Origin of the sequence: Novilysobacter antarcticus (assembly GCF_019802285.1) — a bacterium.
GTDB classification, from domain to species: domain Bacteria; phylum Pseudomonadota; class Gammaproteobacteria; order Xanthomonadales; family Xanthomonadaceae; genus Novilysobacter; species Novilysobacter antarcticus.
Genome location: NZ_JAIEUJ010000002.1, coordinates 513,326 through 538,531, shown reverse-complemented (window position 1 = coordinate 538,531; position 25,206 = coordinate 513,326). Strand labels below are relative to the sequence as shown.

The 25,206-nt window shown below is 66.3% G+C and carries 28 protein-coding genes and 1 pseudogene; 19 read left to right on the top strand and 10 right to left on the bottom strand.

The genetic code is table 11. From position 1 onward, the window contains the following. The first annotated feature begins 6 nt into the window (after window positions 1–6). A complete protein-coding gene (locus tag KZ491_RS07280; protein WP_222565164.1) occupies window positions 7–528 on the top strand; it encodes a chemotaxis protein CheW in 522 nt (173 codons plus the stop codon). Between the two features lie 26 nt (window positions 529–554). Here KZ491_RS07280 and KZ491_RS07275 read toward each other — a convergent pair whose 3' ends face one another. Next, a complete protein-coding gene (locus KZ491_RS07275; RefSeq protein WP_222565163.1) occupies window positions 555–1,349 on the bottom strand; it encodes a 16S rRNA (uracil(1498)-N(3))-methyltransferase in 795 nt (264 codons plus the stop codon). Between the two features lie 160 nt (window positions 1,350–1,509). On the opposite strand from KZ491_RS07275, the gene nudE reads away from it, so the two are divergent. The 18 genes from nudE (at window position 1,510) to KZ491_RS07185 (ending at window position 16,014) form a co-directional block, all read left to right on the top strand. After that, on the top strand, window positions 1,510–2,058 hold the full coding sequence (gene nudE, locus KZ491_RS07270) for an ADP compounds hydrolase NudE (RefSeq protein WP_222565162.1): 549 nt from the start codon (window positions 1,510–1,512) through the stop codon (window positions 2,056–2,058). A gap of 42 nt (window positions 2,059–2,100) precedes the next feature. Next, on the top strand, window positions 2,101–2,898 hold the full coding sequence (gene cysQ / locus KZ491_RS07265; protein ID WP_222565161.1) for a 3'(2'),5'-bisphosphate nucleotidase CysQ: 798 nt from the start codon (window positions 2,101–2,103) through the stop codon (window positions 2,896–2,898). Window positions 2,899–3,041: 143 nt separating this feature from the next. Then, a complete protein-coding gene (locus tag KZ491_RS12840; protein ID WP_343225573.1) occupies window positions 3,042–3,374 on the top strand; it encodes a MazG nucleotide pyrophosphohydrolase domain-containing protein in 333 nt (110 codons plus the stop codon). Window positions 3,375–3,469: 95 nt separating this feature from the next. Next, entirely contained in the window at window positions 3,470–4,180 is a 711-nt protein-coding gene (locus tag KZ491_RS07255) for a response regulator transcription factor (protein WP_043957701.1), read from the top strand. Between the two features lie 16 nt (window positions 4,181–4,196). Beyond that, window positions 4,197–4,529 (top strand): hypothetical protein, encoded by a 333-nt coding sequence (locus KZ491_RS07250; protein ID WP_222565159.1) that lies wholly within the window; start codon window positions 4,197–4,199, stop codon window positions 4,527–4,529. A gap of 7 nt (window positions 4,530–4,536) precedes the next feature. Next, window positions 4,537–5,514 (top strand): sensor histidine kinase, encoded by a 978-nt coding sequence (locus KZ491_RS07245; RefSeq protein ID WP_222565158.1) that lies wholly within the window; start codon window positions 4,537–4,539, stop codon window positions 5,512–5,514. Window positions 5,515–5,590: 76 nt separating this feature from the next. Further along, window positions 5,591–7,102, top strand: coding sequence for an efflux RND transporter periplasmic adaptor subunit (locus KZ491_RS07240; protein ID WP_246606612.1), 1,512 nt, complete (start codon window positions 5,591–5,593; stop codon window positions 7,100–7,102). After that, window positions 7,099–7,797 (top strand): ABC transporter ATP-binding protein, encoded by a 699-nt coding sequence (locus KZ491_RS07235; RefSeq protein WP_222565157.1) that lies wholly within the window; start codon window positions 7,099–7,101, stop codon window positions 7,795–7,797. Before KZ491_RS07240 ends, KZ491_RS07235 begins: the two co-directional genes overlap by 4 nt. After that, complete coding sequence (locus tag KZ491_RS07230) at window positions 7,794–9,029, top strand: ABC transporter permease (protein WP_222565156.1); 1,236 nt, start codon at window positions 7,794–7,796, stop codon at window positions 9,027–9,029. The genes KZ491_RS07235 and KZ491_RS07230 overlap by 4 nt, the downstream gene beginning before the upstream one ends. 124 nt (window positions 9,030–9,153) lie before the next feature. Beyond that, entirely contained in the window at window positions 9,154–10,104 is a 951-nt protein-coding gene (locus KZ491_RS07225) for an isoaspartyl peptidase/L-asparaginase family protein (protein ID WP_246606611.1), read from the top strand. 177 nt (window positions 10,105–10,281) lie between these two features. Continuing rightward, window positions 10,282–10,674: a diacylglycerol kinase gene (locus tag KZ491_RS07220; RefSeq protein ID WP_222565154.1), complete on the top strand. Its 393-nt coding sequence runs from the start codon at window positions 10,282–10,284 to the stop codon at window positions 10,672–10,674. A 90-nt stretch (window positions 10,675–10,764) separates the two neighbouring features. Beyond that, the gene (locus KZ491_RS07215; RefSeq protein WP_222565526.1) at window positions 10,765–11,490 is read left to right on the top strand and encodes a TerC family protein; all 726 of its coding nucleotides are present in this window, start codon (window positions 10,765–10,767) and stop codon (window positions 11,488–11,490) included. 119 nt (window positions 11,491–11,609) lie between these two features. Next, window positions 11,610–12,212, top strand: coding sequence for a LemA family protein (locus KZ491_RS07210; RefSeq protein WP_222565153.1), 603 nt, complete (start codon window positions 11,610–11,612; stop codon window positions 12,210–12,212). Between the two features lie 126 nt (window positions 12,213–12,338). Beyond that, window positions 12,339–13,265: a TPM domain-containing protein gene (locus tag KZ491_RS07205; RefSeq protein ID WP_222565525.1), complete on the top strand. Its 927-nt coding sequence runs from the start codon at window positions 12,339–12,341 to the stop codon at window positions 13,263–13,265. A 31-nt stretch (window positions 13,266–13,296) separates the two neighbouring features. Further along, window positions 13,297–13,785: a TPM domain-containing protein gene (locus KZ491_RS07200; protein ID WP_222565152.1), complete on the top strand. Its 489-nt coding sequence runs from the start codon at window positions 13,297–13,299 to the stop codon at window positions 13,783–13,785. Between the two features lie 63 nt (window positions 13,786–13,848). Beyond that, window positions 13,849–14,718, top strand: a complete 870-nt coding sequence (lgt, locus tag KZ491_RS07195; RefSeq protein ID WP_222565151.1) for a prolipoprotein diacylglyceryl transferase — start codon at window positions 13,849–13,851, stop codon at window positions 14,716–14,718. Between the two features lies 1 nt (window position 14,719). After that, the gene (locus tag KZ491_RS07190) at window positions 14,720–15,514 is read left to right on the top strand and encodes a thymidylate synthase (protein ID WP_222565150.1); all 795 of its coding nucleotides are present in this window, start codon (window positions 14,720–14,722) and stop codon (window positions 15,512–15,514) included. 8 nt (window positions 15,515–15,522) lie between these two features. Beyond that, window positions 15,523–16,014: a dihydrofolate reductase gene (locus KZ491_RS07185; protein WP_222565524.1), complete on the top strand. Its 492-nt coding sequence runs from the start codon at window positions 15,523–15,525 to the stop codon at window positions 16,012–16,014. A 51-nt stretch (window positions 16,015–16,065) separates the two neighbouring features. On the opposite strand, the gene KZ491_RS07180 is transcribed toward KZ491_RS07185, so the two are convergent. The 9 genes and pseudogenes from KZ491_RS07180 to KZ491_RS07140 form a co-directional block, all read right to left on the bottom strand. Beyond that, window positions 16,066–16,953, bottom strand: coding sequence for a symmetrical bis(5'-nucleosyl)-tetraphosphatase (locus KZ491_RS07180; RefSeq protein ID WP_222565149.1), 888 nt, complete (start codon window positions 16,951–16,953; stop codon window positions 16,066–16,068). Between the two features lie 13 nt (window positions 16,954–16,966). Continuing rightward, on the bottom strand, window positions 16,967–17,350 hold the full coding sequence (gene apaG / locus KZ491_RS07175; RefSeq protein ID WP_043957712.1) for a Co2+/Mg2+ efflux protein ApaG: 384 nt from the start codon (window positions 17,348–17,350) through the stop codon (window positions 16,967–16,969). A 63-nt stretch (window positions 17,351–17,413) separates the two neighbouring features. Next, window positions 17,414–18,256 (bottom strand): 16S rRNA (adenine(1518)-N(6)/adenine(1519)-N(6))-dimethyltransferase RsmA, encoded by an 843-nt coding sequence (gene rsmA, locus KZ491_RS07170; protein WP_222565523.1) that lies wholly within the window; start codon window positions 18,254–18,256, stop codon window positions 17,414–17,416. Between the two features lie 26 nt (window positions 18,257–18,282). Continuing rightward, entirely contained in the window at window positions 18,283–19,269 is a 987-nt protein-coding gene (gene pdxA, locus KZ491_RS07165; protein WP_222565148.1) for a 4-hydroxythreonine-4-phosphate dehydrogenase PdxA, read from the bottom strand. Continuing rightward, a pseudogene (locus KZ491_RS07160) lies at window positions 19,266–20,616 on the bottom strand (peptidylprolyl isomerase). Before KZ491_RS07160 ends, pdxA begins: the two are co-directional and overlap by 4 nt. Further along, window positions 20,613–22,973, bottom strand: coding sequence for an LPS assembly protein LptD (gene lptD, locus KZ491_RS07155; RefSeq protein WP_425493102.1), 2,361 nt, complete (start codon window positions 22,971–22,973; stop codon window positions 20,613–20,615). Before lptD ends, KZ491_RS07160 begins: the two are co-directional and overlap by 4 nt. A 109-nt stretch (window positions 22,974–23,082) precedes the next feature. Continuing rightward, entirely contained in the window at window positions 23,083–24,006 is a 924-nt protein-coding gene (locus KZ491_RS07150) for a histone deacetylase family protein (protein ID WP_222565522.1), read from the bottom strand. Between the two features lie 26 nt (window positions 24,007–24,032). After that, window positions 24,033–24,587, bottom strand: a complete 555-nt coding sequence (locus KZ491_RS07145) for a cob(I)yrinic acid a,c-diamide adenosyltransferase (protein WP_222565145.1) — start codon at window positions 24,585–24,587, stop codon at window positions 24,033–24,035. 9 nt (window positions 24,588–24,596) lie between these two features. Beyond that, on the bottom strand, window positions 24,597–25,172 hold the full coding sequence (locus tag KZ491_RS07140; protein WP_222565144.1) for a DUF6580 family putative transport protein: 576 nt from the start codon (window positions 25,170–25,172) through the stop codon (window positions 24,597–24,599). Between the last annotated feature and the right edge of the window lie 34 nt (window positions 25,173–25,206).

Sequence of the window (25,206 nt, the reverse complement as noted above, 5' to 3'; positions counted from 1 at the left end):
AGAACGATGTCGAATGATTCCGCAACAGCACTTCACGACCGCAACGGGTCTGCGCCGGCGGACGGCCCCGGGCAGGACATCCGCGGCGTGCTTATCCAGGTCGCGGGCGCACGTCTGTTGTTACCCAACGCCACGGTGGCCGAGGTGATGTCGTTTGCGCCGCCTGAATCGGTGGCCGGGGCGCCGGACTGGCTGCTCGGCCTGACCCGCTGGCGTGGCTGGCAGGTCCCCTTGATCGGCTTCGCCCGGCTCGCCGGGATCGCCGACGAACAAGGCACCATGAACAGCAAGGTCTTGGTGCTGAAGGCACTGGCCGGTGATACGAAGGCGCCGTATTTCGCGATCCTCAGCCAGGGGTTTCCCCGGTTGGTGACCGTGTCGCGGGCGACTCTGGAAACGACGGGCGACCCCGGCGAGCTGCCCTCGATGGTGCTCGCCGCGGTGCGCCTGAATGAGGACGACGCCTACGTGCCGGACCTGGTGTCGGTCGAGACGCTGATCGTCGAGACACTATCCGCCGCAGCGTGACCTGACAGGGTCGGCGCGAGTGTTTGTCATCTCAGGTCGCCGAAGCCCGCTTGCAACGCAGCGATTGCCGCCAGCCCCGCAGTCTCCGTGCGCAGGATCCGCGGACCCAGGCGCAGGCCCCTGAAACCGGCGGCATGCAGGTGTCCGCGGTCCTCCGGCGACCAGCCGCCCTCTGGGCCTACCGCAAGAAAGACCTCGGCCTGGGTGGAGGGTATCGGCAGGGAATGGAGCGCCATATCCCCTTCCGGGTCGAGCAGCAGTCGCAGCGGAGGCGCTCCAGATCGGCGGGCGTTCTGCACACCCGGTGATGAGGCATCTGGAGCGACCGGATCGAGTTGGGTCAGCACCGTTGTCAGCGGCATCGGGGCCGACACCGCAGGCACACGCGCGCGGCCGCATTGTTCGCAGGCAGCGACGACGACCCCCCGCCAGTGAGCGAGTCGGCGCGCCGCACGCGCCGCGTCGAGCTTCACCTCGCTTCGCTGGGAGACCAGTGGCCGGACGTCCGCAACGCCCAGCTCGGTGGCCTTCTGCAGGATCAGGTCCATCTTCTCGCCGCGCGCAATCCCCTGCAGCAGGACGATGCGGAGCGGCGATTCCATCTCCACCGCAACCGGTGCCTCCAGCCGCACACGCAGCTCGCGCTTCGCCGCCGCAGTCACCATAGCCGGGTAGTCCTGGCCGTCGCCGTTGAACAGCACGCAGTGATCGCCGACCGCCAAACGCAACACTCTGGCGAGGTGGGCCGCCGGACCTTCAGGAAGGGCCAGCTCGGCGCCCGCCGCCAGCGGCAGATCCACATGGACCCGGGTCAGGCGCATGCCAGAACCGCAACGCCGGCGCGTTGCACGCAGTCGGGGACGCCTCGGGCGAGGGGCGAGCCGTCTGCCTCTGCTAGCATCATCGGATCGTGATCGTTATTCATCATCCTTCCATTATCGCCGTTCCGCGCGGTCCTGCCCCGTTCAAGGGGTGGCCTCGATGACGCGCAAGCTGCCCATCATCCACCGCATCGTCGAGAGCGATGTGGGGCCATACCGGGTCGAAGACCTCGACCTGGAGTTCAGCAACGGTGAGCGGCGCAGGTTCCAGCGCATGCACGGGCGCGGGCACGGCGCGGTGGTGGTGGTGCCGATGCTGGATGCAGAGACCGTCCTGCTGGTGCGCGAATATGCCGCGGGCGTCCATCGCCACGAGTTGGGTCTGGTCAAGGGCCGCATTGATGCGGGGGAGTCGCCCGTGGAGGCGGGCAATCGTGAGCTGAAGGAGGAAGCAGGCTATGGCGCACACTCCCTGCTCGACCTGCGCGAGCTGACCCTGGCTCCGTCCTATATGAGTCACTCCGCCCACGTGATCCTCGCCCGCGACCTGTACGAGGAGCGGCTGCCGGGCGATGAGCCTGAACCGCTGGAAGTGGTGCCGTGGCGCCTGGACGCGCTGCACGAGTTGATCCTGCGCGAGGACTTTTCCGAAGGCCGGAGCCTGGCGGCGTTGTTCATCGTACGTGAATGGTTGCGCATGCATGGCTGACCCGCACGCACCTGTGTCCCTGTGCGCCGTGCGACCGACGGCATGATCGAACCGGCCCTGCGCGAAGGCGTGATCCGCATTGCCCATCAGGCTGCCGCGGAAATACTGACGGTGTATGAGGACGCGTTCGACATCGTGCATAAGGACGACCGGTCGCCTGTAACCGCTGCGGATCTGGCCGCGCACCGCTGCATCGTCGACGGCCTGGCGCGTCTGACGCCTGCCATCCCGGTGCTGTCGGAGGAGTCCTCGGAACTCGAGATTGCCGAGCGCTGCCAGTGGTCGCGCTTGTGGCTGGTCGATCCGCTGGACGGCACGCGCGAGTTCATCAAACGCAACGGCGAGTTCACGGTCAATATCGCCCTGATCGAAAGCGGCATCGCGACATGGGGCGTGATCCAGGCGCCGGTAACCGGGGTGCTGTGGCACGGAGGTGCCGGAGTGGGTGCATTCCGCCGCGAGCGCGCCGGCCGGGAGCGAGCCATCCACGTGCGCGCACCGGCTACCGCGCCACTACGGGTTGCGGCCAGCCGCTCCCACCACGATCAACGCAGCACGGACTTCATCGCACGCATGGGTCACACGCAGCCCCTGGGTATGGGTTCCTCGCTGAAGTTCTGCCTTCTTGCCGAGGGCGAACTGGACGTGTACCCGCGTTTTGGACCGACCAGCGAATGGGACACGGCAGCCGGCCAGGCTGTGCTTGAAGGCGCCGGCGGCGGTCTGTATGACCCGCAAGGGCGCCCGTTCCGCTACAACCAGCGCACGAGCCTTCTCAACGGCGGATTCGTGGCCCTCGGTGATACCGCGCTGCCGTGGCGGGACTGGGGCGCTGCGTGATCGGGGGCAACCGACGTGGTGCGGCAACAGTGGGCGAGTCCGGGTTGGATGGGATTGACGATGACCTGAGTGTGTGGGAGCGGGCGCGAGTGCTCCAGTCGCGCGCTGCGGAGCGAGGTTTCGATTGGCCCGATCCGGCAGCGGTGGTCACCAAGCTGAACGAGGAAGTCGACGAGGTCCTGGCCGAGTTCGAGGCCTTGGCGCACGATCCCGACGATACGGCAGCGCGGGACCGGATCGAGGACGAGATCGGCGACCTGCTGTTCGTTGCTGCCAATCTGGCAAGGCACGCGAACGTCGATACCGAGCGTGCAATGCTCCGGGCAAACGCTAAATTCGAGCGCCGCTACCGCCTCATGGAAGCGCTGGCCAAATCCGACGGCCAAGCGCTGGAAGACGCGTCCCTGCAGCAACAAGAAGCGTATTGGGCTCAAGCCAAAGCCAACGAACGAGGCGGTGGGGGCGAAGGCCGATAGTCCACGGGATGCCGAGACGCTGATCTGCCGTGTCTTCACGCCGCGTAGACCCGAATGGCGTCAGCCTTCACAAAACTGAAGCCAAGGGGACATAGATGCAAAACACGCAAGATGGCGGCTTGGTCCTCATCATTGAAGACAACCGCAATATTTCCGAGATGGTCGGCGAATACCTTGAGAGCAAGGGTTTCGAGGTGGACTTCGCGGCCGACGGGCTTGATGGCTATCGCCTCGCTGCGGAGAACAGCTACGACGTGATCGTGCTGGACCTGATGCTGCCGCGCCTGGACGGCCTGGAAGTGTGCAAGCGGTTGCGTGAGGAAGCGCGGAAGTCCACCCCGGTGCTGATGCTGACCTCCCGCGACACGCTCGACGAGAAGCTCACCGGCTTGTCGGCGGGAGCCGATGACTACCTGACCAAGCCTTTCGCCATCCAGGAGTTGGAGGCGCGTCTTCGCGCACTGATCCGGCGTGAGCGCCGCCAGGTGGGCGGCGAGGTGCTCAAGGTGGCCGACCTCGTGCTGGATCCGGCCAGTCTGCGGGTCACCCGCGGGGGCAGTGAGCTGCAGCTCTCGCCCATTGGCCTGCGCCTGCTCACCATCCTGATGCGTGAGTCGCCACGGGTGGTCAGCCGTCAGGAGATCGAACGCGAAATCTGGGGCAACGGCCTGCCCGATTCCGACACCCTGCGCAGTCATCTCTACAACCTGCGCAAAACGATCGACAAGCCGTTCGACAAGCAGTTGCTGCATACCGTGCAATCGGCCGGCTACCGCGTGGCGGACATCTCGCAGCCGCAGGAATGATTCTGCGGTTGCGTCAATGAGTCCCGGACTGCCGCGGCGGATCAAGCTGGCGTTCATCATGCAGGCGGCGCTCGCCAGCGTCGTGATCACCGGTGGCGTGCTGGTGACGGGTCTGATCGTGCGCGACAGCGTCATCAGTGAGCGCCTGGATGCCGAGGCGGCCACCTTCTGGGCCGGTCGCGCGGTCGATCCTTCTTACCCGTTGCCGAAAACCGCGACGCTCACCGGCTACATCGTGCCGGCCGGGGAGGGCCACCGGGCGTTGCCGGAGTACATGCGGGGGCTGTCTGTCGGGCGCCATCGTGTCACCCCCCCCGGCCGCGCCACGGCCCGATCGCGTTCGGCGTGAGCGCTCTATGGATGAGGTCGTGCTGGTGGAGACGCGGGGGCCGGACACGTTCTACCTCAGCTTCGAGTCCGGCCACATCGACCGGGCGATTGGCCTGACCGGTCTGGTGTCGCTGCTGTTGTCGCTGCTGGCCACGTATCTGGTGACATGGCTGACCTATCGGACGTCCAAACGTCTGGTCGCGCCGGTCAGCTGGTTGGCCGGAGTGGTCTCGCGCTGGGATCCGCGCGAATCGGACGTTACTGCCATCAAGGCCGGCAGCCTGCCGCGCGATGCCGGGGTGGAGGTGCAGCAGCTCGCCGAGGCGTTGGTGGGTCTGACGGACCGCGTTGCCGAGTTCGTGCAGCGCGAGCGCGACTTCACCCGTGACGCCAGCCACGAGTTGCGCACTCCGCTGACCGTGATCCGGATGGCCACCGACATGATGCTGGCCGATCCGAACACCTTGCCCGCCACCAGTCGCTCGCTGGCGCGCGTGCAGCGTGCGGGTCGCGACATGGAGGCGGTGATCGACGCATTCCTGATCCTGGCCCGCGAAGCCGATGTCGGCCCGCAGGACCGGGAATTCGACGTGGGTGAGGTGGTACGCGATCAAGTGGAGCGTATGCAGCCACTACTGGCCGACAAACCGGTGTCGATCGAGTTGATCGATGAAGGCGCACCTGCCGTGGTCGGATCTCCGCAAGTACTCGCCGTCATGGTCGGCAATCTGTTGAGCAACGCGGCGCACTTCACCGACCTGGGCCGCATCCAGGTGCGTATGACGGCCGACGAAATCGAGGTGCGGGACAGCGGCATCGGCATGGACTCGGAAACCTTGGCGAAGGCGTTCATGCCGTTCTATCGTGCCGACATCGCGCATGAGGACCGCAAGGGCATGGGTCTGGCAATCACACACCGGCTCGGCGCCCGCGTGGGTTGGCCAGTCAGCCTGCGCAGCCAGCCAGGCAAGGGCACCACGGCGACGATCCGCCTGGTGCGCTGACAAACGCGTCGCCCCTCCGGTCAACCGATTACTCGCTGGCGCGTTGATGAACCCATTCCCCGGATTGACGACGCCAATGATGACTGCCACCACCAACAAGACGCCTGCCCCGCGCCGCTCCCCGAAGTGGCGGGGGCGACTGCTGCTTGGGGTTGTGGTGCTTGCTGTCGCGGCGGCAGGCGTGTATCTCTGGCAGCAGCGGGGAGTCGCAGCGGGGGAGGGGGGCTACCGCACGGCCACCGCCGAGCGCGGCGACATCCGGGTGAGCATCTCTGCCACAGGAACCTTGGGCGCGATCTCCACGGTCGATGTTGGCAGCCAGATCTCAGGGCTGGTCACCGAGGTCCTCGCCGATTTCAACGACACGGTGAGCGAGGGGCAGGTCATTGCCCGGATCGATCCAAGCACCTTCGATGCCCAGATCGCGCAGGGTAATGCCGCAGTGCAGGCGGCGCAGGCCAGCCTGGCGACCGCCCGCGCGGCGGCGATCAACGCCGAGGCCGATTTCCGCCGCAAGTCCGAACTGGGCGAACGCCAGCTGGTGGCGACCAGCGATATCGATCTGGCGCGGGCCGCGCGCGACCAGGCGCGAGCCCAGGTCAATTCGGCGCAGGCACAGATCGCCCAGCAGCGCGCGTCCACCCGCACCTCGCAGCTCAATCTGGAGCGCACCGAGATCCGTTCGCCGGTGGACGGCGTGGTGCTGACCCGCACCGTCGAGCCCGGTCAGACGGTGGCTGCCAGCCTGCAGGCGCCGGTGCTGTTCCAGATCGCCGAGGACCTCTCGAAGATGGAGATCGTGCTGGCCATCGACGAGGCCGACATCGGCCAGGTCAAGACCGGCCAGGGGGTGTCGTTCGGGGTGGACGCATTTCCTGATCGCCAGTTCCGCGGCAGCGTCCAGCAGGTGCGGCTTTCGGCCACCAATACCAACAACGTGATCACCTATCCTGTCGTGGTGGCGGTCGACAACCCCGACCAGATCCTGCTGCCGGGAATGACCGCAAACGCGGAGATCGAGGTGAGCCGGCGCGACGACGTGCTGCGGGTGCCCAACGCGGCGCTGCGCTACAAGCCTGCCGAAGGTGATGCGCCGGTCGCGACTGGGGCCGCACGGACGAGTCCGACCGAGGAGTTGCCGCGGATTGCCGCGGCGCTGGAGCTGGACGCCAACCAGCAGGCGGCGTTCGATGAGGCGCTGGGCAGCATGCGCGAGCGCGCTGCCGCCCGCGTACCGGCGGCGGCCCCCGCACCCGCGGCAGGGTCGGCGATGATGGGCCCCCGTCGCGGCTCAGCTGTTGCCGGCGCCGGCAACAGCGGGGCGATGCGCCAACGCATGCAGGAGCGCTTCAACCAGCAGTTCGCCGCCTTCCGCGAGACCCTCCCGGATGAGAAAAAGGCCCGTTGGGATGGCGAGCTGGCCTCCCTCCTCGCAGCCCGGCGCGCTCCCCTGTACCTGCTGGTGGCTGGCAAGCCGAAACCGATCATGGTCCGCATCGGCGTCAGCGACGGCAGCTGGACCGAGGTGTCGGGGGAGATCACCGAGGGCGATCAGGTGATCATCGGCAGCGGGCGCCCGGCACGATGAGCGCTCCCGTCTCGGTGATCCAGACCCGCGGACTGGGCAAGGTCTACTCGCCGGGCACCCAAGCCGAGGTGGTCGCGCTTCGCGACGTCGATCTGCGGATCGAGCGCGGCGAATTCGTCGCCATCATGGGCCCGTCCGGCTCCGGAAAGTCGACCCTGATGAACCTGCTGGGCTGCCTGGACAGTCCGAGCACGGGTACCTACCACTGCGATGGCGTGGACGTCGCCACCCTGGATGCCGAAGAGCGCGCCATCCTGCGCCGTGACAAGATCGGTTTCGTCTTCCAGGGCTTCAACCTGCTGCCCCGCATGAGTGCGTTGGAAAACGTCGCCATGCCGATGGGCTACGCCAACGTGCCGGCCGCCGAGCGCGCGCAACGCGCCCATGAGGCGCTCGCTGCGGTCGGGTTGGGCAGTCGCGAGCAGCACCGGCCCAGCGAACTCTCCGGAGGCCAGCAGCAGCGCGTGGCGATCGCCCGCGCCCTGATCAACCGGCCGCCGATCCTGCTCGCCGACGAGCCCACCGGCGCCCTGGACAGCAAGACCGGCGAGGAGATCCTGGCGCTGTTCAAGCAGCTTCGCGATGACGACCACACGGTGATCCTGATCACCCACGATCCCGAGGTTGCCGCGCACGCGGACCGCACCTTCGTCATGCATGACGGTGAACTGCACGAGCAGGGGGCGCCGGCATGAACTTCAGCGAGGTTCTGCGGACCGCGATATTCGCCCTGCGCGGCAACTGGTTGCGCAGTGCCCTGACTTCGCTGGGCGTGATCATTGGAATCGCCGCGGTGATCGTCATGGTGTCCGTGGGTCAGGGCACCCAGGCCGAGATCGACAAGCTGGTGTCGGGGTTGGGCTCCAATCGGCTCGATATCAGCTCCAACTCCGGACGTGGCGCCGGTGGGGTTCGGATCAGTGCCGGCAGCGCCTACACCCTCACTACCGGTGATGTGGACGCGATTCGCGAGGAGGTGCCCGAGGTGCAGTATGTCGCCGGCACGCTGCGGGGCAGCACCCAGGTCGTGTTTGCCGAGAACAACTGGGCCACCAGCTGGTACGGCGTGCAGCCCGATTATTTCGCCCTGGAAAGCTGGACGATGGCACTGGGCGAGGTGTTCGACGCGCGCGAGTACGGCGGTGGCAGCAAGCCGGTGATCCTTGGCGAGACCGTGCGCCGCTCCCTGTTCGGTGACGAGGACCCGGTGGGGCAGAGCGTGCGGGTCGGACGGGTTCCCTTCACCGTTGTTGGCGTACTGGCGCCCAAGGGGCAGGGCGGCTTCGGTCAGGACCAGGACGACGTGATGCTGGTGCCGCTGGAAACCGGTCGGCGGCGCCTCATGGGATCGATGGGCCTGCCGCCGGGTGCGGTGCAACAGATCGCGGTCGGCGTCGCGCGCGCGGATGACCTGGCCTGGGCGCAGGAGCAGATCGAATCGCTGCTGCGCCAGCGGCACAAACTGCAGCCCGGCGCGGATGATGACTTCCGCGTCCGCAACATCGCCGAGATCGTGGAGGCGCGCAGCCAGACCACGCGCCTGATGTCACTGCTGCTGGCGGCTGTAGCGACCATCTCGCTCATCGTCGGCGGCATCGGGATCATGAACATCATGCTGGTGTCGGTAACCGAGCGGATCCGTGAGATTGGCCTGCGCATGGCGGTCGGCGCCGGACCGTCGGATATCCGCTCCCAGTTCCTCGCCGAGGCGATGCTGATCTCGCTGATCGGCGGTGCCTTGGGGATCGCGATCGGAATTGTCGGCGCGCTTCTGGTCGGCCGTTTCGGTTCGCTGCCGGTGGCGCTCAACGCGCAGGTGATCGTGTTGGCGGCCGGGTTCTCCATCGCGACGGGGTTGTTTTTCGGCTACTACCCGGCGCGTAAAGCCTCCCTGCTGGACCCGATCGAGGCCCTGCGGCAACAGTAGGGCGATGGCCCGCGCTATCCTCATCGCTCTCTTTAGCGGAGGTCACGCGATGCGAAGCTACCTGGTGGTGCCAGCTTTGGTGTTGGGACTCACTGCGCCGGCGACGCAAGCACAGCAGCGGTCAATGAGCCCCACTCCGGCCACTCCGATCACCGCACTGGTGATCCACGGCGGGGCGGGTTACGTGGCCCGCGACGCCTTGAGCATGGAGGACGAGAACGCCGCGCGCGCGGATCTGGACGCTGCCCTGGATGCAGGCAACGCGATCCTCTCCAGCGGCGGAACCGCGCTGGACGCGGTGGAAGCCGCCGTCCAGGTGCTGGAGGAATCGCCGCGATTCAATGCCGGCAAGGGTGCGGTGTTCAACGCCGAAGGTGGACACGAACTGGACGCGTCGATCATTGCAGGCCACACGCGCCGCGCCGGTGCCGTGGCCGGAGTCACCACCGTGCGCAGTCCGATCGCGCTCGCTCGCGCGGTGATGGAGCATTCCCCGCACGTGATGCTCGCAGGCGGTGGCGCGGAGGCATTTGCCGATACACGGCCCGAGATCGAGCGCGTTCCCAATCAGTGGTTTGATACGGACAAGCGCCGGCGGCAGCTTGAAGCGGCGCAGAGCAAGGCGCAGGCACGGGCGGACACGGCGGGTGAGCCGGGCCGGTACTTCGGCACCGTGGGCGCGGTCGCACTGGACCAGCACGGCCACATCGCCGCGGCGACCAGCACCGGCGGCATGACCAACAAGAAGTGGGGCCGGGTCGGTGATGCGCCGATCATTGGTGCGGGCACCTGGGCCGATGACCGCTGCGGCGTGTCGGGTACCGGCTGGGGCGAGTTCTACATCCGCAATGCCGTGGCCCACGATATCTGTGCGCGCGTGGCCTACCGCGGGGATTCGCTGCGGGACGCCGCCGAAGAAGTGGTCAACACGATTGTTCCTGCCGCTGGCGGCGACGGCGGCGCGATTGCCCTGGATCGTGACGGCAACATCGCCATGCCTTTCAACAGCGGGACGATGTACCGCGGCTGGATCAGGCCCGACGGCAGCCGCGGCGTGGCGATATTCGAGGACTAGCGTGCCGTCGCCAACGCAGGGCCGCTGCGGTCCGACAGGCGCGGGAAGGGTGGATATGGCAAAATTCTGCGCTTGCTGCGGTCACGGCCGCGTCCCGGTTCGGATGATGAGCTCGATGTTCACGCTTTGGCGATGCTTTCCCGTTGACCTCCTTGTCGTCCACGTGGTGCGCTGAAGGTGGCTGACCGGTACGGCCATGTCCCACGGGGACCGCGCGGCGTCCTCAAAGCTGGCCAGTGGTCGATCCAGGGGCTGAAAGCGGCCTGGCTGCACGAGTCTTCGTTCCGCCTGGAAGCCTGCGCATTCCTGCTGCTGGCACCGATTGCCCTCTGGCTCGGCGCCAGTGGGATCGAAAGGGTCCTGCTGGTCGGCTCGATTCTGCTGGTCCTGGCGGCCGAGCTGCTGAACTCCGCCATCGAAGCGGTGATCGAGCGCTTTGGCAACCAGCACCATGAGCTGATCGGCCGGGCCAAGGACATGGGCTCTGCCGCCGTGTTCGTGTTGCTGATGAACGCGCTGATGACCTGGTCGCTGATCCTGTTGCCGCGGCTTTTTGCCAGCGAGGGCTGACCATTCGGGGGTTGATAGTTCGGTGGGTACCCTCAGTTATTACCCTTGCGCCACGTTCCCTGCTGAACCTAGGAAATTCCCGTGATTGAAATGCTGCTGGATCCGCACGTCTGGATCACCCTGATGACCCTGAGCGCGATCGAGATCGTGCTGGGCATCGACAACCTCGTCTTCATTTCGATCGCCGTGAGCCGCCTGCCGGTGGAGATCCGGGAGAAGGCGCGCAAGCTGGGAATCGCGGTGGCGTGCGTGAGCCGCGTCCTGCTCCTGTTGGCGTTGGCCTGGCTGGCGGGACTGAAGACACCGCTGTTCGAGCTGTTCGGTGAAGGCATCTCGGTTCGCGACCTGGTGCTGATCGTGGGCGGCATATTCCTGCTGGTGAAGGGCACGATGGAGATCCGTGACTCCATCGTTGGCGGGGGGGAGTCCGATGGCTTGCCGGCCAAGCCGGTGGCGACGTTTGGCATGGTCATGGCGCAGATCGCAGTGATCGATATCGTGTTCTCGCTGGACTCGGTGATCGCCGCGGTGGGCATGGCGAACCACACCTGGATCATGGTCGCTGCGATCCTGCTGGCCGTGGTGGTGATGCTGTTCGCGGCGACCCCGCTGGGCCGCTTCATTGATCGCAACCCCACGGTGAAGATGCTGGCGCTGGCCTTCATCGTCCTGATCGGCGCCTACCTGCTGCTGGACGGCCTCGGCATCCACATCCCCAAGGGTTACATCTACGGCTCGATGGGCTTCTCGGCGCTGGTGGAAGGGCTCAACCTGTGGGCGAAGCGGCGGGCCGTCTTGCGCGAGCTCGGCGAGTAGTGCACGCACTGCGCAACTCATGCGCGCGCCATCGCAATGCCGCTGCTTCACATCCCGTCCATTGCCCCAGCCTCGAGCCGGTGGTGCAATGCCGGTAATGACCTGAACGGAGTACTCTCATGCGCATCCTGCTTCTGCTCTTGCTGGCGACGTTGCTCAGTGGTTGCGGTTACAACACCATCCAGCAGAAGGACGAAGCGGTGGTTGCCGCGTGGTCGCAGGTGCTGAACGTCTACCAGCGACGCGCCGACCTCGTGCCCAACCTGGTTGCGACGGTGAAGGGCTATGCCAGCCACGAACAGCAGGTGCTGACCCAGGTCACCGAGGCGCGCGCCCGGGTGGGCAGCATCAACGTCGATGCCGACGACCCGGCTTCGCTGGAGCAGTTCCAGCAGGCCCAGGGCCAGTTGCAAAGTGCCATCGGCCGACTGTTGATGGTCAGCGAGAACTACCCCGACCTGAAAGCGGACCAGAGCTTCCTGCAGCTGCAGGCGCAGCTGGAAGGCACCGAGAACCGGATCACCGTCGAGCGTCAGCGTTACATCCAGACGGTGCAGGACTACAACACGTTCATCCGCCAGTTTCCGACCAACCTGACGGCGAAGGTGTTCGGCTACAAGCCAAAGCCGAACTTCACGGTCGAGAACGTGCAGGAAATCCAGCGTCCGCCGCAGGTCGACTTCGGCCAGCCCGCGCCGGCTCCCGCGCCAGCCAATGGCTGATAGCGCCTTCTTCCTTCTTTCTCAGCTGCCGCATTGCGCGCCGCTTGCATGAATCGCGCTGCGCCAAGCGATCGCGTTGAGGCGGGCGGCATAGCGGATACCGGGCCGTTGGAAGCGCGCGGCGGCATGCGATGTGCAGGCGCGGCTGGGCGACGATATTTTCGCTCGCTGCCGTGGTGGGCGTGTCTGCTGGCGCTGTTTTTCGCGGCTGGGGTGCTGCACGCGCAGTCGTTCGCACCAATTCCGACGCTGGACTCGCCAGTGGTCGATACCACCGGAACCATCGACGCGGGGACAAGGCAGCAACTGGAAGCACAGGCGGTGGCTCTGCGTGATCGCAAGGGCAGCCAGCTGCAGGTGCTGGTTGTGCCCACGACCTCGCCGGAGGACATCGCCCAGTACGCCACTCGCGTGTACGACGAGTGGCAGCTGGGCCGCGGCAAGGTTGACGACGGTGTGTTGCTGATCGTGGCCAAGGACGACCGCCGGGCGCGGATCGAAGTGGGTTATGGCCTGGAGGGAGCGATCCCGGATGCCACCGCGAGCCGCGTGATCCAGGAATACCTGGTGCCGCACTTCCGGCGCGACGACTATGCCGGCGGCATCGTCGAGGCGACTGCTGCACTGGCCAACCTGATCGACGGCGAACCCCTGCCGGCACCGATGGCCGACAACCGTCCGGAGACGGGAGACGGGAACTGGCTGTTTGCGCTGATGGCCGCCTTCATCGTGGCGCGGGTCGTGGCGGGAATGTTCGGCCGTGCGCCCAAGCCCATACGCGGCGTGGCCGGAGCGGCCGCAGCAGGCGGCGTCGCATGGCTGCTGTCCTCGTTGCTGGTGATCGGCGGCATCGGCGCCGTGATGGGGCTGGTGCTCGCTCTCGCCGGTTCCGGCGGTGGTGGCTTCGCCCGCCGGGGCGGATTCGGTGGCTTGGGTGGGGGCGGCTGGGGCGGTGGCGGCGGTGGGTGGGGTGGTGGCGGCATGGGCGGAGGTGGTGGATGGAGCGGCGGTGGCGGCATGAGCGGAGGCGGTGGCGCCTCGGGCAGCTGGTGATGCATTCATTCCAGAACACAGGGCTTGGCTGATGCGTTGGTTACGGCACCTGTTCCCACCCTCCAGTCGGCGCTGGTTTCCCGACTCGCTCATGCAGCGCATTGCCGCGGCGATCGCGGCAGGCGAGCAGCGGCACAGTGGTGAGCTGTGCTTTGCGGTCGAGCCGGCTCTGCGCTTGCGTGCGGTTCTTGCGGGCGCGAGTGCGCGTGACCGCGCGCGCGAGCTGTTCGCGCAGTTGGGTGTGTGGGACACAAAAAACAATAACGGCGTGCTCCTCTACTTGCTGCTGGCGGAGCACCGCATCGAGCTGATTGCCGATCGCGGATTTGACGGCAGGGTTGAGCCCGCCCAGTGGCGCGAAGCATGCCGGGTGATTGAACAGCACCTGCAGGCGGGCGATCCGGAGGCCGCCATCACCCGGGGAATCGAAGCAATTTCGACCCTGATGGCTGGCGCCTTCCCCTCGATTCCGGGGCAGCGCGGCGAAAACGAGCTGCCCAATGAGCCCCATCGCCTGTAAATACCGCTGCCAGCGGCGACAATAGGCGGGCGACAGCCCATTTCCACCGGACATCAGTGCCACATGATCATCCTGCATCAAATCGACCCGATTGCCCTCAGCCTGGGGCCGCTCCATATCCACTGGTATGGCGTGATGTACCTGCTGGGCTTTGCCATTGCATGGTGGCTGGGAGTACGGCGGATCCGCGCCGGACGCCTGCCGGGAGTGACCGAGCAGGCGTTTGGCGACCTGTTGTTTTACGGAATGCTGGGCGTCGTCCTGGGCGGTCGCATCGGCTACGTGTTGTTCTACGGGTTTGCCGATCTGGTGAAGGATCCGCTGATGCTGCTGCGGATATGGGAAGGCGGCATGAGTTTCCACGGCGGTCTGCTCGGCGTCGCGGCCGCGGGGCTCTGGTGGTCGCGCAAGCAGAACCAGCATTTCTTCGATGTGGCCGACTTTGTCGTGCCGCTGGTGCCGGCCGGCTTGGGCCTGGGCCGGCTGGGCAATTACATCGGCGGCGAGTTGTGGGGCAAGCCCACCGGCGCGGACTGTGGCGTGGTGTTTCCGCGCGCGCCGGAATTCGCCGGCTGGAGCGCAGAGCAGTTGCAAGCGCAATTCGCCAGCGGGGCACTGGACCGGTTCGCCAGGCACCCGTCCCAGCTCTATCAGGCGCTCCTCGAGGGGCTGGTCACGTTCTGTCTGGTGTGGTGGTTCTCGCGCAAGCCGCGGCCGCGCTACGCGGTATCCGGGCTGTTTCTGCTCCTGTACGGCAGCTTCCGCTTTCTGGTCGAGTTCGTGCGCGTGCCGGACGTGCAACTGGGCTACCTGGCGTTTGGCTGGCTGACGATGGGCCAGGTACTGAGTCTGCCGCTGATCGTGCTGGGCCTGTTCGGCCTTTGGCTCTCCCGGCGTTCGCCAACGGTCCAGCCGGCCGCCTCGGGAGCCTGAGATGCGTCAGTACCTGGATTTGATGCGGCATGTGCTCGAGCACGGCGATGAAAAGTCCGACCGCACGGGTACCGGCACTCGCAGCGTCTTCGGCTGGCAGATGCGCTTTGATCTTGCCCGCGGGTTTCCGCTGGTCACGACCAAGAAACTGCACCTGCGCTCGATCATCCATGAGCTTCTGTGGTTCCTGCAGGGCGATACCAATATCGCCTACCTGCGCGAGAACCGGGTCCGCATCTGGGACGAGTGGGCCGATGAGGCCGGTGAGCTCGGGCCCGTGTACGGCAAGCAATGGCGGCGCTGGGCGGGAGCCGATGGCGTCGAGGTCGACCAGATCCAGTGGGTGATCGATGAAATCCAGCGCAATCCGGATTCGCGGCGCCTGATCGTGTCGGCGTGGAACGTCGCCGAGTTGCCGCAGATGGCGTTGATGCCCTGCCACACGCTGTTTCAGTTCTACGTGGTCAACGGTCGGCTCAGCTGCCAGCTCTACCAGCGCAGCGGCGACATCTTCCTGGGCGTGCCCTTCAACATCGCCAGCTACGCGCTGCTGACCCACATGGTCGCGCAGGTGTGCGGGCTGGAAGTTGGCGACTTCGTCTACACCCTCGGCGATGCGCACCTCTACTCCAACCATTTCCAGCAGGCGCGCGAACAACTGTCGCGTGAGCCGCGCGCGCTGCCGCGGCTGACGCTCAACCCCACGGTCGCCGGCATATTCGACTTCACCATCGATGACATCACCATCGAGGACTACGATCCGCTGCCCGCCATCAAGGCGCCGGTGGCGGTGTGAATCCGACGGTGGTGCTGATCACCGCGCTGGACCGCAACGGCGCGATCGGGCGCGACAATGATCTGCCGTGGCGACTGCCGGACGATCTGAAACGTTTCAAGGCGCTGACGCTCGGCAAAACCCTGTTGATGGGCCGTAAAACCGCCGAGTCCCTGGGCAGGGCGCTGCCGGGGCGGCGCAACCTGGTATTGACCCGCAGCGGCCGGGTGCCGTTCCAGAAAATGGAGGCGGTGGGCAGCGTGGATGAGGCACTCGCCGCCGCGCGAAGCGGCCAGTCGGATCAGCTGTGCGTGATCGGCGGCGGCGAGGTTTATGCCCTGTGCCTGCCGATCGCGACGCGCCTGCAGCTGACCCACGTGGACACCGCAGTGGAAGGCGCGGATGCGTTCTTCCCGAAGTTCGACCCCAGCAACTGGACGATTTGCTCGCGTGAGTCTCATCCGGCCGATGAGCGTCACCGGTTCGGGTTTGAATTCGTCGAATACGACCGCAAGCGCTGACACGAAGATATCGCGGCGGACCGAAGCGGGGACGTGCGATCGCCGCCCGGCTTACTTCTGCGCTGCCTGCGCCGGCCGGCTCGGACGTGAGCGATGACGGGGCCGGGGCGGCGGCGCGGGCTTGTCGCGTCCGGCCACCTGCACGACCCGCAACTCCTCGGTGTCCAGCTGCAGGGCGGTCAGCTTGCCGCCCCAGACGGCGCCGGTGTCGATCGCATGGACGCCATGGCCGATGAACAGGTCCAGCGCCGACCAGTGCCCGCAGACGATCTTGAGGTCGCGCTCGACGCGGCCGGGAACCTCATACCAGGGGTACAAGCCGGGCGGCTGAGTACCGGGCACGCCCTTCTCCTCGTAGGCGATCCTGCCCTTGGGTGAGCAGTAGCGCATGCGGGTGAGCAGGTTGATGATCGCGCGGTGGCGGTCGATGCCGCCCAAGCGCGGGTTCCACCCCGGACCGTCGCCGTACATGTGCCTGAGCAGCTGCCTGTACTGGTCGCCACGCAGGGCGGCCTCGACCTCGCGGCCGTGCTTTTCCGCCAGTTGCGTGGTCCATTTCGGTGCGAGACCGGCGTGGACCATCATCCAGCCCAGTTCGCGGTCGACGTGGACCATCTCCTGCATCCGCAACCACGTCAGCAGCTCGTCGCGATCGGGCGCGAACACCACCCGCTGCAGGTCGGCGTTGACTTTGCGCTGGTCTTCTTCGCGGCGTTCGCCGATTGCGAGCAGGGACAGGTCGTGGTTACCCAGCACGACGCTGGAGTTGGCGCGCAGGGAATGGACCAGGCGCAGCGTTTCCAGCGATTTCCCGCCGCGATTCACCAGGTCGCCGCAGAACCACAGGCGATCGCTGGCCGGATCGAAGGCGATGCGCTCGAGCAGGCGCTGCAGTTCATCGTAACAGCCCTGCAGGTCGCCAATTGCCCAAACACTCATTCCGGAACCGCCATCAGTGAAGGGTGCGCGGCACGGTCAGGGTAAACGGGGGGATCGGCACTTCGAAGCGGGTGCCATCTTCGGTGACCATCGTGTAGCTGCCTTCCATCGTGCCCAGGTCGGTGTCCAGCATCGCCCCGGAGGTGTACTCGAAGCCCTCGCCGGGGTGCAGCCACGGCTGTTCACCCACCACGCCTTCGCCTTCGACCCGATCGACCTTTCCGTTGGCGTCGGTGATTATCCAGCGGCGCGAGACGAGCTGGGCCGATTCATCACCGGCGTTGCCGATCCGGATCGTATAGGCGAACAGGAAATGGCCGTTCGCAGGCTCGGACTGCTCATCCAGGTAGCGCGTGGTCACATCGATGGTGAAGGCGGGGCCGGTACGGTGTTTCATGTCTGACAGTGTAGAGGCTGGCCGCGGCTTAAGGGAGCGGATGCGGCGCGTTCACCGCCAGGTTCAGCCGGCAGGATCGGCCAGCGAGTTGGCCAGGCGGACGAAATCCGCCACCGGAATCTGCTCGGCGCGTGCCTGCGGGGAGATGCCCGCCGACTCCATCGCCGCCGGGTCGCAGATGCGAGACAGCGCGTTGCGCAGGGTCTTGCGGCGCTGACCGAAGGCGTCACGCACCACGTTGGCGAACAGCGCGCGATCGACCACCGCGACTTCCGTGGCAGGCCGGGGCACCAGGCGCACCACGGCCGAGTCCACCTTGGGTACGGGATGGAAGGCCCCCGGCGGCACCACGAACAGCGGGCTGACCGTGCAATAGGCCTGCAACATCACGCTGAGCCGGCCGTAGACCTTGCTTCCAGGCCCGGCGGCCATTCGGTCAACCACTTCCTTTTGCAGCATGAAGACCATGTCACGGATCGCGGCTGCATGGTCCAGCGCGTGGAACAGGATGGGTGAGGACAGGTTGTAGGGCAGGTTGCCGACCAGGCGGATCCGAGCGTCCACGCTCGTGGCTGGGGCGTCAGGATTGCCGCTGGACGCGCCGCTGGCCGCCAACGCGGTGAAGTCGACCTGAAGCACGTCGCGATGGATGACATCGAGTCGACCGTGCTGCCTGGCCATCTCCGTCAGCGGGCCGACCAGGTCGCGATCGAACTCGATGACGGTCAGCTGGCCGTGGCGGTCAAGCAGCGGAAAAGTCAGAGCGCCCTGGCCCGGTCCGATTTCGACCAGGCGGTCGCCCGGTTTGGGGTTTACCGCCTGCACGATCTTGTCGATGACCGAGCGGTCGTGGAGGAAGTTCTGGCCGAGGTGCTTCTTGGCCGGAATCGAGAAGGCAGAGCCCAACGGGCGGGCAGTACTTTTGTGGGAACTCATCGCGCCATTATGGCGCTGCGGGCGCGCGCCATGCGTGCACAGGTGGCCATCGCGGCGATCAGGCTGGACGGGTCCGCGGTGCCTTTGCCCGCCAGGTCCAGGGCGGTGCCGTGGTCGACGGCCACGCGCGGGTACGGCAGCCCCAGGGTGATATTGACCGCCTGCTCGAAGCCGCTGAACTTCAATACCGGCAAACCCTGGTCGTGGTACATCGCCAGCAGTGCGTCGAAGCCCTGGAGCCGGGCGGGCAGGAACGCGGTGTCCGCCGGCAGGGGGCCTTCCAGCGTCATGCCCTCGCTGCGCAGTCCGGCGAGCACCGGTTCGATGACCTCGATTTCCTCGAGACCAAGATGACCTGCTTCACCGGCATGTGGATTCAGGCCCAGCACGGCGATGCGCGGGTGTTGGATGCCGAAGTCGGTTCGCAGTGCCGCATGCACCGTGCGCAAGGTCGCGACCAGCGAGGCTGGCGTTATCGCGTCCGGAACCTCGCGCAGCGGCAGGTGGGTGGTGGCCAGCGCGACCCGCATCGTCTCATTGGCCAGCATCATCACCACGCTGCATCGCGCCTGCTTGGCCAGCAGCTCGGTAGTGCCCGTATAGGGAATACCGCCCTGGTTGATCACCGCCTTGTGCACCGGGCCAGTCACCAGACCTTGGAAATCGCCTCGCAGACAGCCCTGCGCGGCGGTCTCCAGCGCGTCGATGACCGCCGGCGCATTGGCGCGATCGGGCTGGCCGAAGGCGACGCGGACCGCATTGGGAATGGCATGCACGGCGAGCTCGCCGGCGCGGCCGTGGTCGTCATCAGGGGCGACGAGGTGCAACGGAAGATCGAGCACGCGGGCCGCATCCTGCAGCGCTTCGGGATCGCCGAAGGCGGTCAGACGGTGGTCGCGTGCTGATTGCACCAGCCGCACGCAAAGCTCCGGACCGACGCCGGCCGGTTCGCCCGGAACCAGCGCGAGCCGGAGCCGGTTCAATCAGCTGCCGCTGGCGTCGGTCGGGACGGTTTCGCCGGTGTCGCCGTCCGCATCGCCCGGACCGGCGACGTTGCGGAAGTCCACGAAGGCCTCGCCGCGCATTTCGCGCAGGAACCGGTTCCATTCGTCTTCCAGCTTGCGCCGGCCGATCGTCTCGCGGACCTGGTCACGCTGGGACGTGTCGCCGACGTCGCTCTGGCGCGACCCGGCGCGCTTGACGATGTGCCAACCCGCCTGGGTGCGGAACGGAGCGGAGATGGCGCCGTCGTCGAGCTTGGCCACTTCGGCGCCGAAGTCGGGGCCGAACTGGTCGCGGGCAAACCAGCCCAGATCACCGCCGCGGGCCTGAGAGCTGGGGTCCTGCGACTCTTCGCGGGCGAGCGCGGCAAAATCCGCACCGCCCACCAGACGGGCATGCAGGGTGTCGGCCTTGGCTTTCGCCTCCGCCGCGCCGGTGTTCTCGTCGACGCGGATCAGGATGTGGCTGGCCTGGTACTGGGTGACCAGGGTCGGAGCGGCCTGCGACGCATCGCGGCTCTCAACCACCTGCAGCATCTGGAAACCGCTCGGACCGCGGATCGGCTCGGTGACCTGGCCCGGACTCATATTGCGCACCAGGTCGGCGAACGCGGATGGGATCTCGTCGCTGCTGCGCCAGCCCAGATCGCCGCCTTCCAGGGCGTTGGGACTGTCCGAGTAACGCACCGCGGCAGCCGCGAAGTCCATCTCGCCGCGCCGGATCAACCCCTGCACGCCTTCGATCTTGGACTGGGCCGTCGCGATCTGCTCCGGGGTGGCGCCCTCGGGCACGGCCACCAGGATGTGGGCGAGGTGGTACTGCATGCCCGAGCCCTGCTGGGCCGCCAGCGCGGCATCCACTTCGGCATCGCTGACCGAAATCTGCGACTGGGCCAGACGCTGGCGCAGGCGCTGCACCAGCAGCTCGTCGCGGATGGAGTCACGGAACTGCGGTAAGGAGGTCCCGTCGCGCGCGAGTTGCGCAGCGAGCTGATCGACATTCACCTGGTTCTGCGCCGCAATGGCGTTGATGGTCTGGTCGACTTCCTGGCTGGTGACTTTCACCCCGGTGCTGTTTGCACGGGCGATCTGCAGCTTCAGCAGCACGAGCCGCTCGGCCACCTGACGCTCCAGCACTTCCGGCGGCGGCAGCTGCTCGGTGCGCCCGGCGTACTGGGCGCGGATGTTGGCCACGGCCCGGTCCAGCTCGCTTTGCAGTATGACGTCCTCGTCAACCACCACCGCGATGCCGTCGATGGGAGCAACCTGCGCAAACGCGGGCGCAAGCAGGAGCGCGCCGGCAAGGAAAGACGCGAGTAATTTCTTCATGGAATTTGATCGAGGGAGTGGTCGAAATCGTCGTCTTCCAGAGAGGAAGGCGGCACAAGATAGAGATCATCACGATCGTAGCCGAGGATAGCACGGCTCAAAATCGACTCCGTTTTCTGGCCCGCCGAGCCCAGGCCCTTGAGTTCGAACTCCACCCGCAACGAGTCGTCCAGGGCGCCATTGCGCTCGCGCACGTAGCGGCGGGCAATGAAGCGCACCGCCATGCAGCAGCTTTCCCACTGCACGCCGGCGATGGATTCCAGCAGTTTGCGGTCGTCGATCGCGTAGTAGTAGCGGCCGACCACGCTCCAGTTCTGGTTGATCGGGTACAGGAACGAGAAATCCGCCTGCTCGGTGAGGTCGCGGCGGTAGCGGTAGCCCAGGTTGACCACGCCCTTGTCGCCGATCAGGTAGCGCGTGCGGATACTGGCGAGATCCTGGCGGCGGTACTTGGGATCCCACTGGTACGCCATGTTGATGCTCCAGCGCTTGGTGGGTGAGATCCCCACATCAGCCACCCAAGCCGACTTGCCTTGCTCGACCGCGGTCTCGCCGGGCACGACCACGCGGCTGTCGTCGAAATACTGGATCTGGCCGAGGCTGGCAGAGAGGCGCTCGCGGCCATTGGCATCGTTGATGAAACGGGTGGTGATCGCGGTGGTCAACTGGTTGGCGTCGATCTGCCGGTCCGGCCCGGTGTAGCGGTTGTCGCGGAACAACTGGCCCCAGCTGAACGTCATCGGGTTGGTGTCAAATCGCGGCAGGCCGTTCTGGTCGCGATAGGGCACGTTGAGGTAGTAGATCCGCGGTTCCAGCGTCTGCGTGTAGGTATCCCTGCCAAAGCTGACCTTGCGGTCGAAGAACATACCGGCGTCGAGCGAGGCGATCGGCAGGCTGCGGCTCGGAGTTGCGTCGCCGCCGTTGGCTGCAGCCAACGCGTCGTCGAGGTCGTAGGTGGTGTGGCGCCACGCGATCTTCGGCGTTGCATACCAGCTGGAACCCTCCAGCGGCATGCTCACATAGGGTTTCAGGTCGATTCGACTGCCTTCATCCCTGACCTTGTGACGAAAGCGCACGGCCTCGGCGTTAATGCCTACTTCGAACCAGTTTCCAACGGGCTGAGACCAATTGAGGAAAGCTCGCGGAAGGCGGTCGTACGTCAAGTTGGCCTCGCTTAGGGTGTAGTCGGCCAGCTGCGCGTTATCCGCCATCAGACCGGCATCCCAGTGTCGACCGATGCCGTAGATCCCCAAGGTACTGACGATCTGCCAAGTGGACAGACCGTAAAGGGTATTGCTGAAGTCTTCGAGATAATGGGTGTCGCTGACCCAACCGAGGTTGGCCTGGGCGCGCCAGCCGCCGCCAAGGCTGTGTTGTCCGTGAAATTGGAACTGGCCTCGATTATCTACGGGCAGGGTGGCGCCAGGAATCGGATTTCCGAATGAGTCCTGCAGGTAACGATACGGCTGGTTTTCCGGCAGGCGATCCTTGGGCATCCAATCGCCCGACAATTCGCCGCTGCCCCCCTTGTACAGCCAGCGGAATTCGCCGCCCAGCTGGACGCCGCGCTTGCTCATCCAGCGTGGGTTGAGGGTGGCGTCGTAGTTCGGTGCGAGGTTCAGGTAGATCGGCTGGCGCCAATCGAAGCCGTTGCGTCCCGACAGCTTCACCGCCGGGTAGAGGAGCCCGGTCCGGCGGCGGTCATCGATCGGGAACATCAGCCACGGCACATAGAGGATCGGCACCCGGCCGACCCGGACCACCGCATTGCGTGCGACGCCGGTACCTTCCTCGGTATCGAAGTCGATCCGCTTGGCCTGCAATTCCCAGCTGCGCTGCGAAGGCGGGCAGGTGGAGTAGGTCGAGCCCACCAGCGAGCCATTGTCACCCTGGATATCGATGCGTTCCGCGCCGCCATTGCCGCGCTGCTCGATCAACTGGTAGCGCAGGTCTTCGATGGTGTGCGTGTCGGCATCCTGGTCGCCATGGGCGCGTTCGGCGACGATGCGCATGCCCGAATCCTGGTAGCGGACGCTGCCGTCGGCCACATAGGTGCCGTCATCGCTGCGGTAGCTGAGCCTGTCCGTCCCCAGGAACTGGTCACCGCGGCGCAGCGCGACGTTGCCTTGAAAGACGGTGTTGTCGGTCTCGCTGGCGTTGAGCGCGTCACCGGAGATGTCGGTGGGCTGGTCGACGCGATCACCGTCCATCCCGGTGGGTTGCGGGGCATCGTCGAACGCGGGCACCGCGTCTTCCAGCGGACACAGGCTCCAGTCCTCCGACGCCCGCGCGGAGAAAGCCGGGAGCGCCAAGGCGATGCACATCGATAAACGGAGGAGGGGGAAGCGATTGCGCACGCGGCGATCCGATAGGCATGGAACGGCCGCTAGCTTGCCGCATCGACCGGAGCGCGGCAACGACGCGTTGCAGGCGGGCGACGGCGCACCGTTCATGTTCGAGCCGCCGTCAGCTCCGCAGCAGTGCTTCAACATGGGCGATGGCCGACTCCCGCAGGGCGTTCAGGTCGTAACCACCTTCCAGCATGGAGACGATGCGTCCGCTGGCGTGGCGGTCCGCGATCGCGCCGAGCTCGCCGGTCAGCCAGCCGAAATCGTCGGCATCCAGCTGCAGGTCGGCCATCGGATCGCGCCGGTGGCCATCAAACCCCGCCGACAGCAGCAGGATCTGTGGCCGGAACGCGTTGAGTGCGGGTAGCAGGTCGCCCGACCAGAGCCCGCGAAACGCCCCACTGCCCGTGTGCGGCGCCATGGGACGGTTGATCACGTTGCCTATGCCGACATCGCTGGCCGCCCCGGTTCCGGGGAACAACGGCGATTGGTGGGTGGACAGATAAAGCACGCGCGCATCGGAGGCGAAGATCGCCTCGGTGCCGTTGCCGTGATGGACGTCGAAGTCGATGATGGCGACCCGGGTCAGGCCGTGCATGTCAATGGCGTGGGCAGCGGCCACGGCAAGGTTGTTGAACAGGCAGAAACCCATCGCCTCCGAAGCCGTCGCGTGGTGTCCCGGCGGACGAACCGCACAGAACACACGCCGGACCTGACCGCCAAGCACCGCATCCACTGCGTGGATACCGGCGCCGGCGGCATGCAGCGCCGCTTCCGCGGAACCGGCGCTGAGGACCGTCTCGGCGTCGATGTGGAGCGTGTCGTCGGCATCGTCGAACCGGCTGTCGAGTATCAAAGCGACCAGGTCGGCTCGATGCACGCGCATCAGCTCAGCGCGGGTCGCGGCACGCGGGTGTTCCCAACGCTGATCGGGCCACCGCGCGGAAATCGCTTCCACCACCGCCTCAAGGCGGGCGGGGCTCTCGGGATTGCCGGGACCGGGGCGATGCTCCAGACAGGCTGGGTGGGTGTACAGGCGCAACAGCGGTGCGCTTGTGCTCACGTCGATCAGCCTTTCCGGCGCTCGTGATTCCAGACCACTTCGCCGTGGCCGCTGCTGCGGGCAAGCACTCGCGCCAAGACGAAAAGCAGGTCCGACAGTCGGTTCAGGTAGCGGATCGCTTCGGGGCGGACGACTTCCTGACGCGCAAGGGTGACCGCCTCGCGCTCGGCGCGCCGGACCACGGTGCGCGCGATATGGCAACGTGCGCCGGCCTCGCCACCACCGGGGAGGATGAACTCCTTCAGCGGCGGCAGATCCTCGTTGAACGCGTCCAGATGGTGCTCGAGCCGGTCCACATCGGCGGCGGTGATCGCCGCATGGCCGGGGATGCACAGCTCCCCACCCAGATCGAAGAGCTGGTGCTGGATCGAGATCAACAGGTCGCGGATGGCGTCGGGAAGCTCCACCGCAAGCAAAAGGCCGATGGTCGAATTGGCCTCGTCAATCGTGCCGTAGGCGTTGACCCGGGCCGAATCCTTGTCGGTGCGGCTGCCGTCACCCAGGCCGGTACTGCCATCGTCACCGGTACGCGTGTAGATCCGGGAAAGGCGGTTGCCCATGGCGCCGGCTCAGACCGTTTGCGGGCGCAGGGAAGGCACGCGCGAGCGCAGCAGCTCAAAGCCGCCAAACAGGACCGCTGAGTAGAACAGCGTTCCCAGCACGCTCCACTTGAAAAACGGAATGCCGGCGACGTACGCGGCGGCCAATCCAGCCGCGGTCTTCGGGTACATCGCATCGAAGGCGAACACGCTGAAGTTGGTGACCAGGAAGAACAGGACCGACCCTGCCAGCGAGTAGCCCAGGACCGAGCCGCTGCTGACCTTTCCGCGCATGCCGAAACCCATCACCGTTGTCAGCACGATGCAGCCGTAGACGATCCAGATGCCGATGCCGCTGAACCAGCTGGCGTAGAGGCCGCCGTTGACGCCTGCGAGCACCAGATCTGAGACGAACAGCCCGATCAAGGGCATCAGCAACGCCCAACTGCGGTTGGCGAAATACGCGCCACCGAAGAGTGCGATCGCGGTGATCGGTGAGAAGTTCGGCGGGTGTGGCAGTACCCGGGTCAGCGCGGCGAGCACGATCAGTGCAACGAGCACCAGCGGGCCGGCGGTCAGCAGGGAGCGGGAAGCGGAATTTTTCATCGTGACTGGGTGTGGAACGACGGAGCCGTTAGCA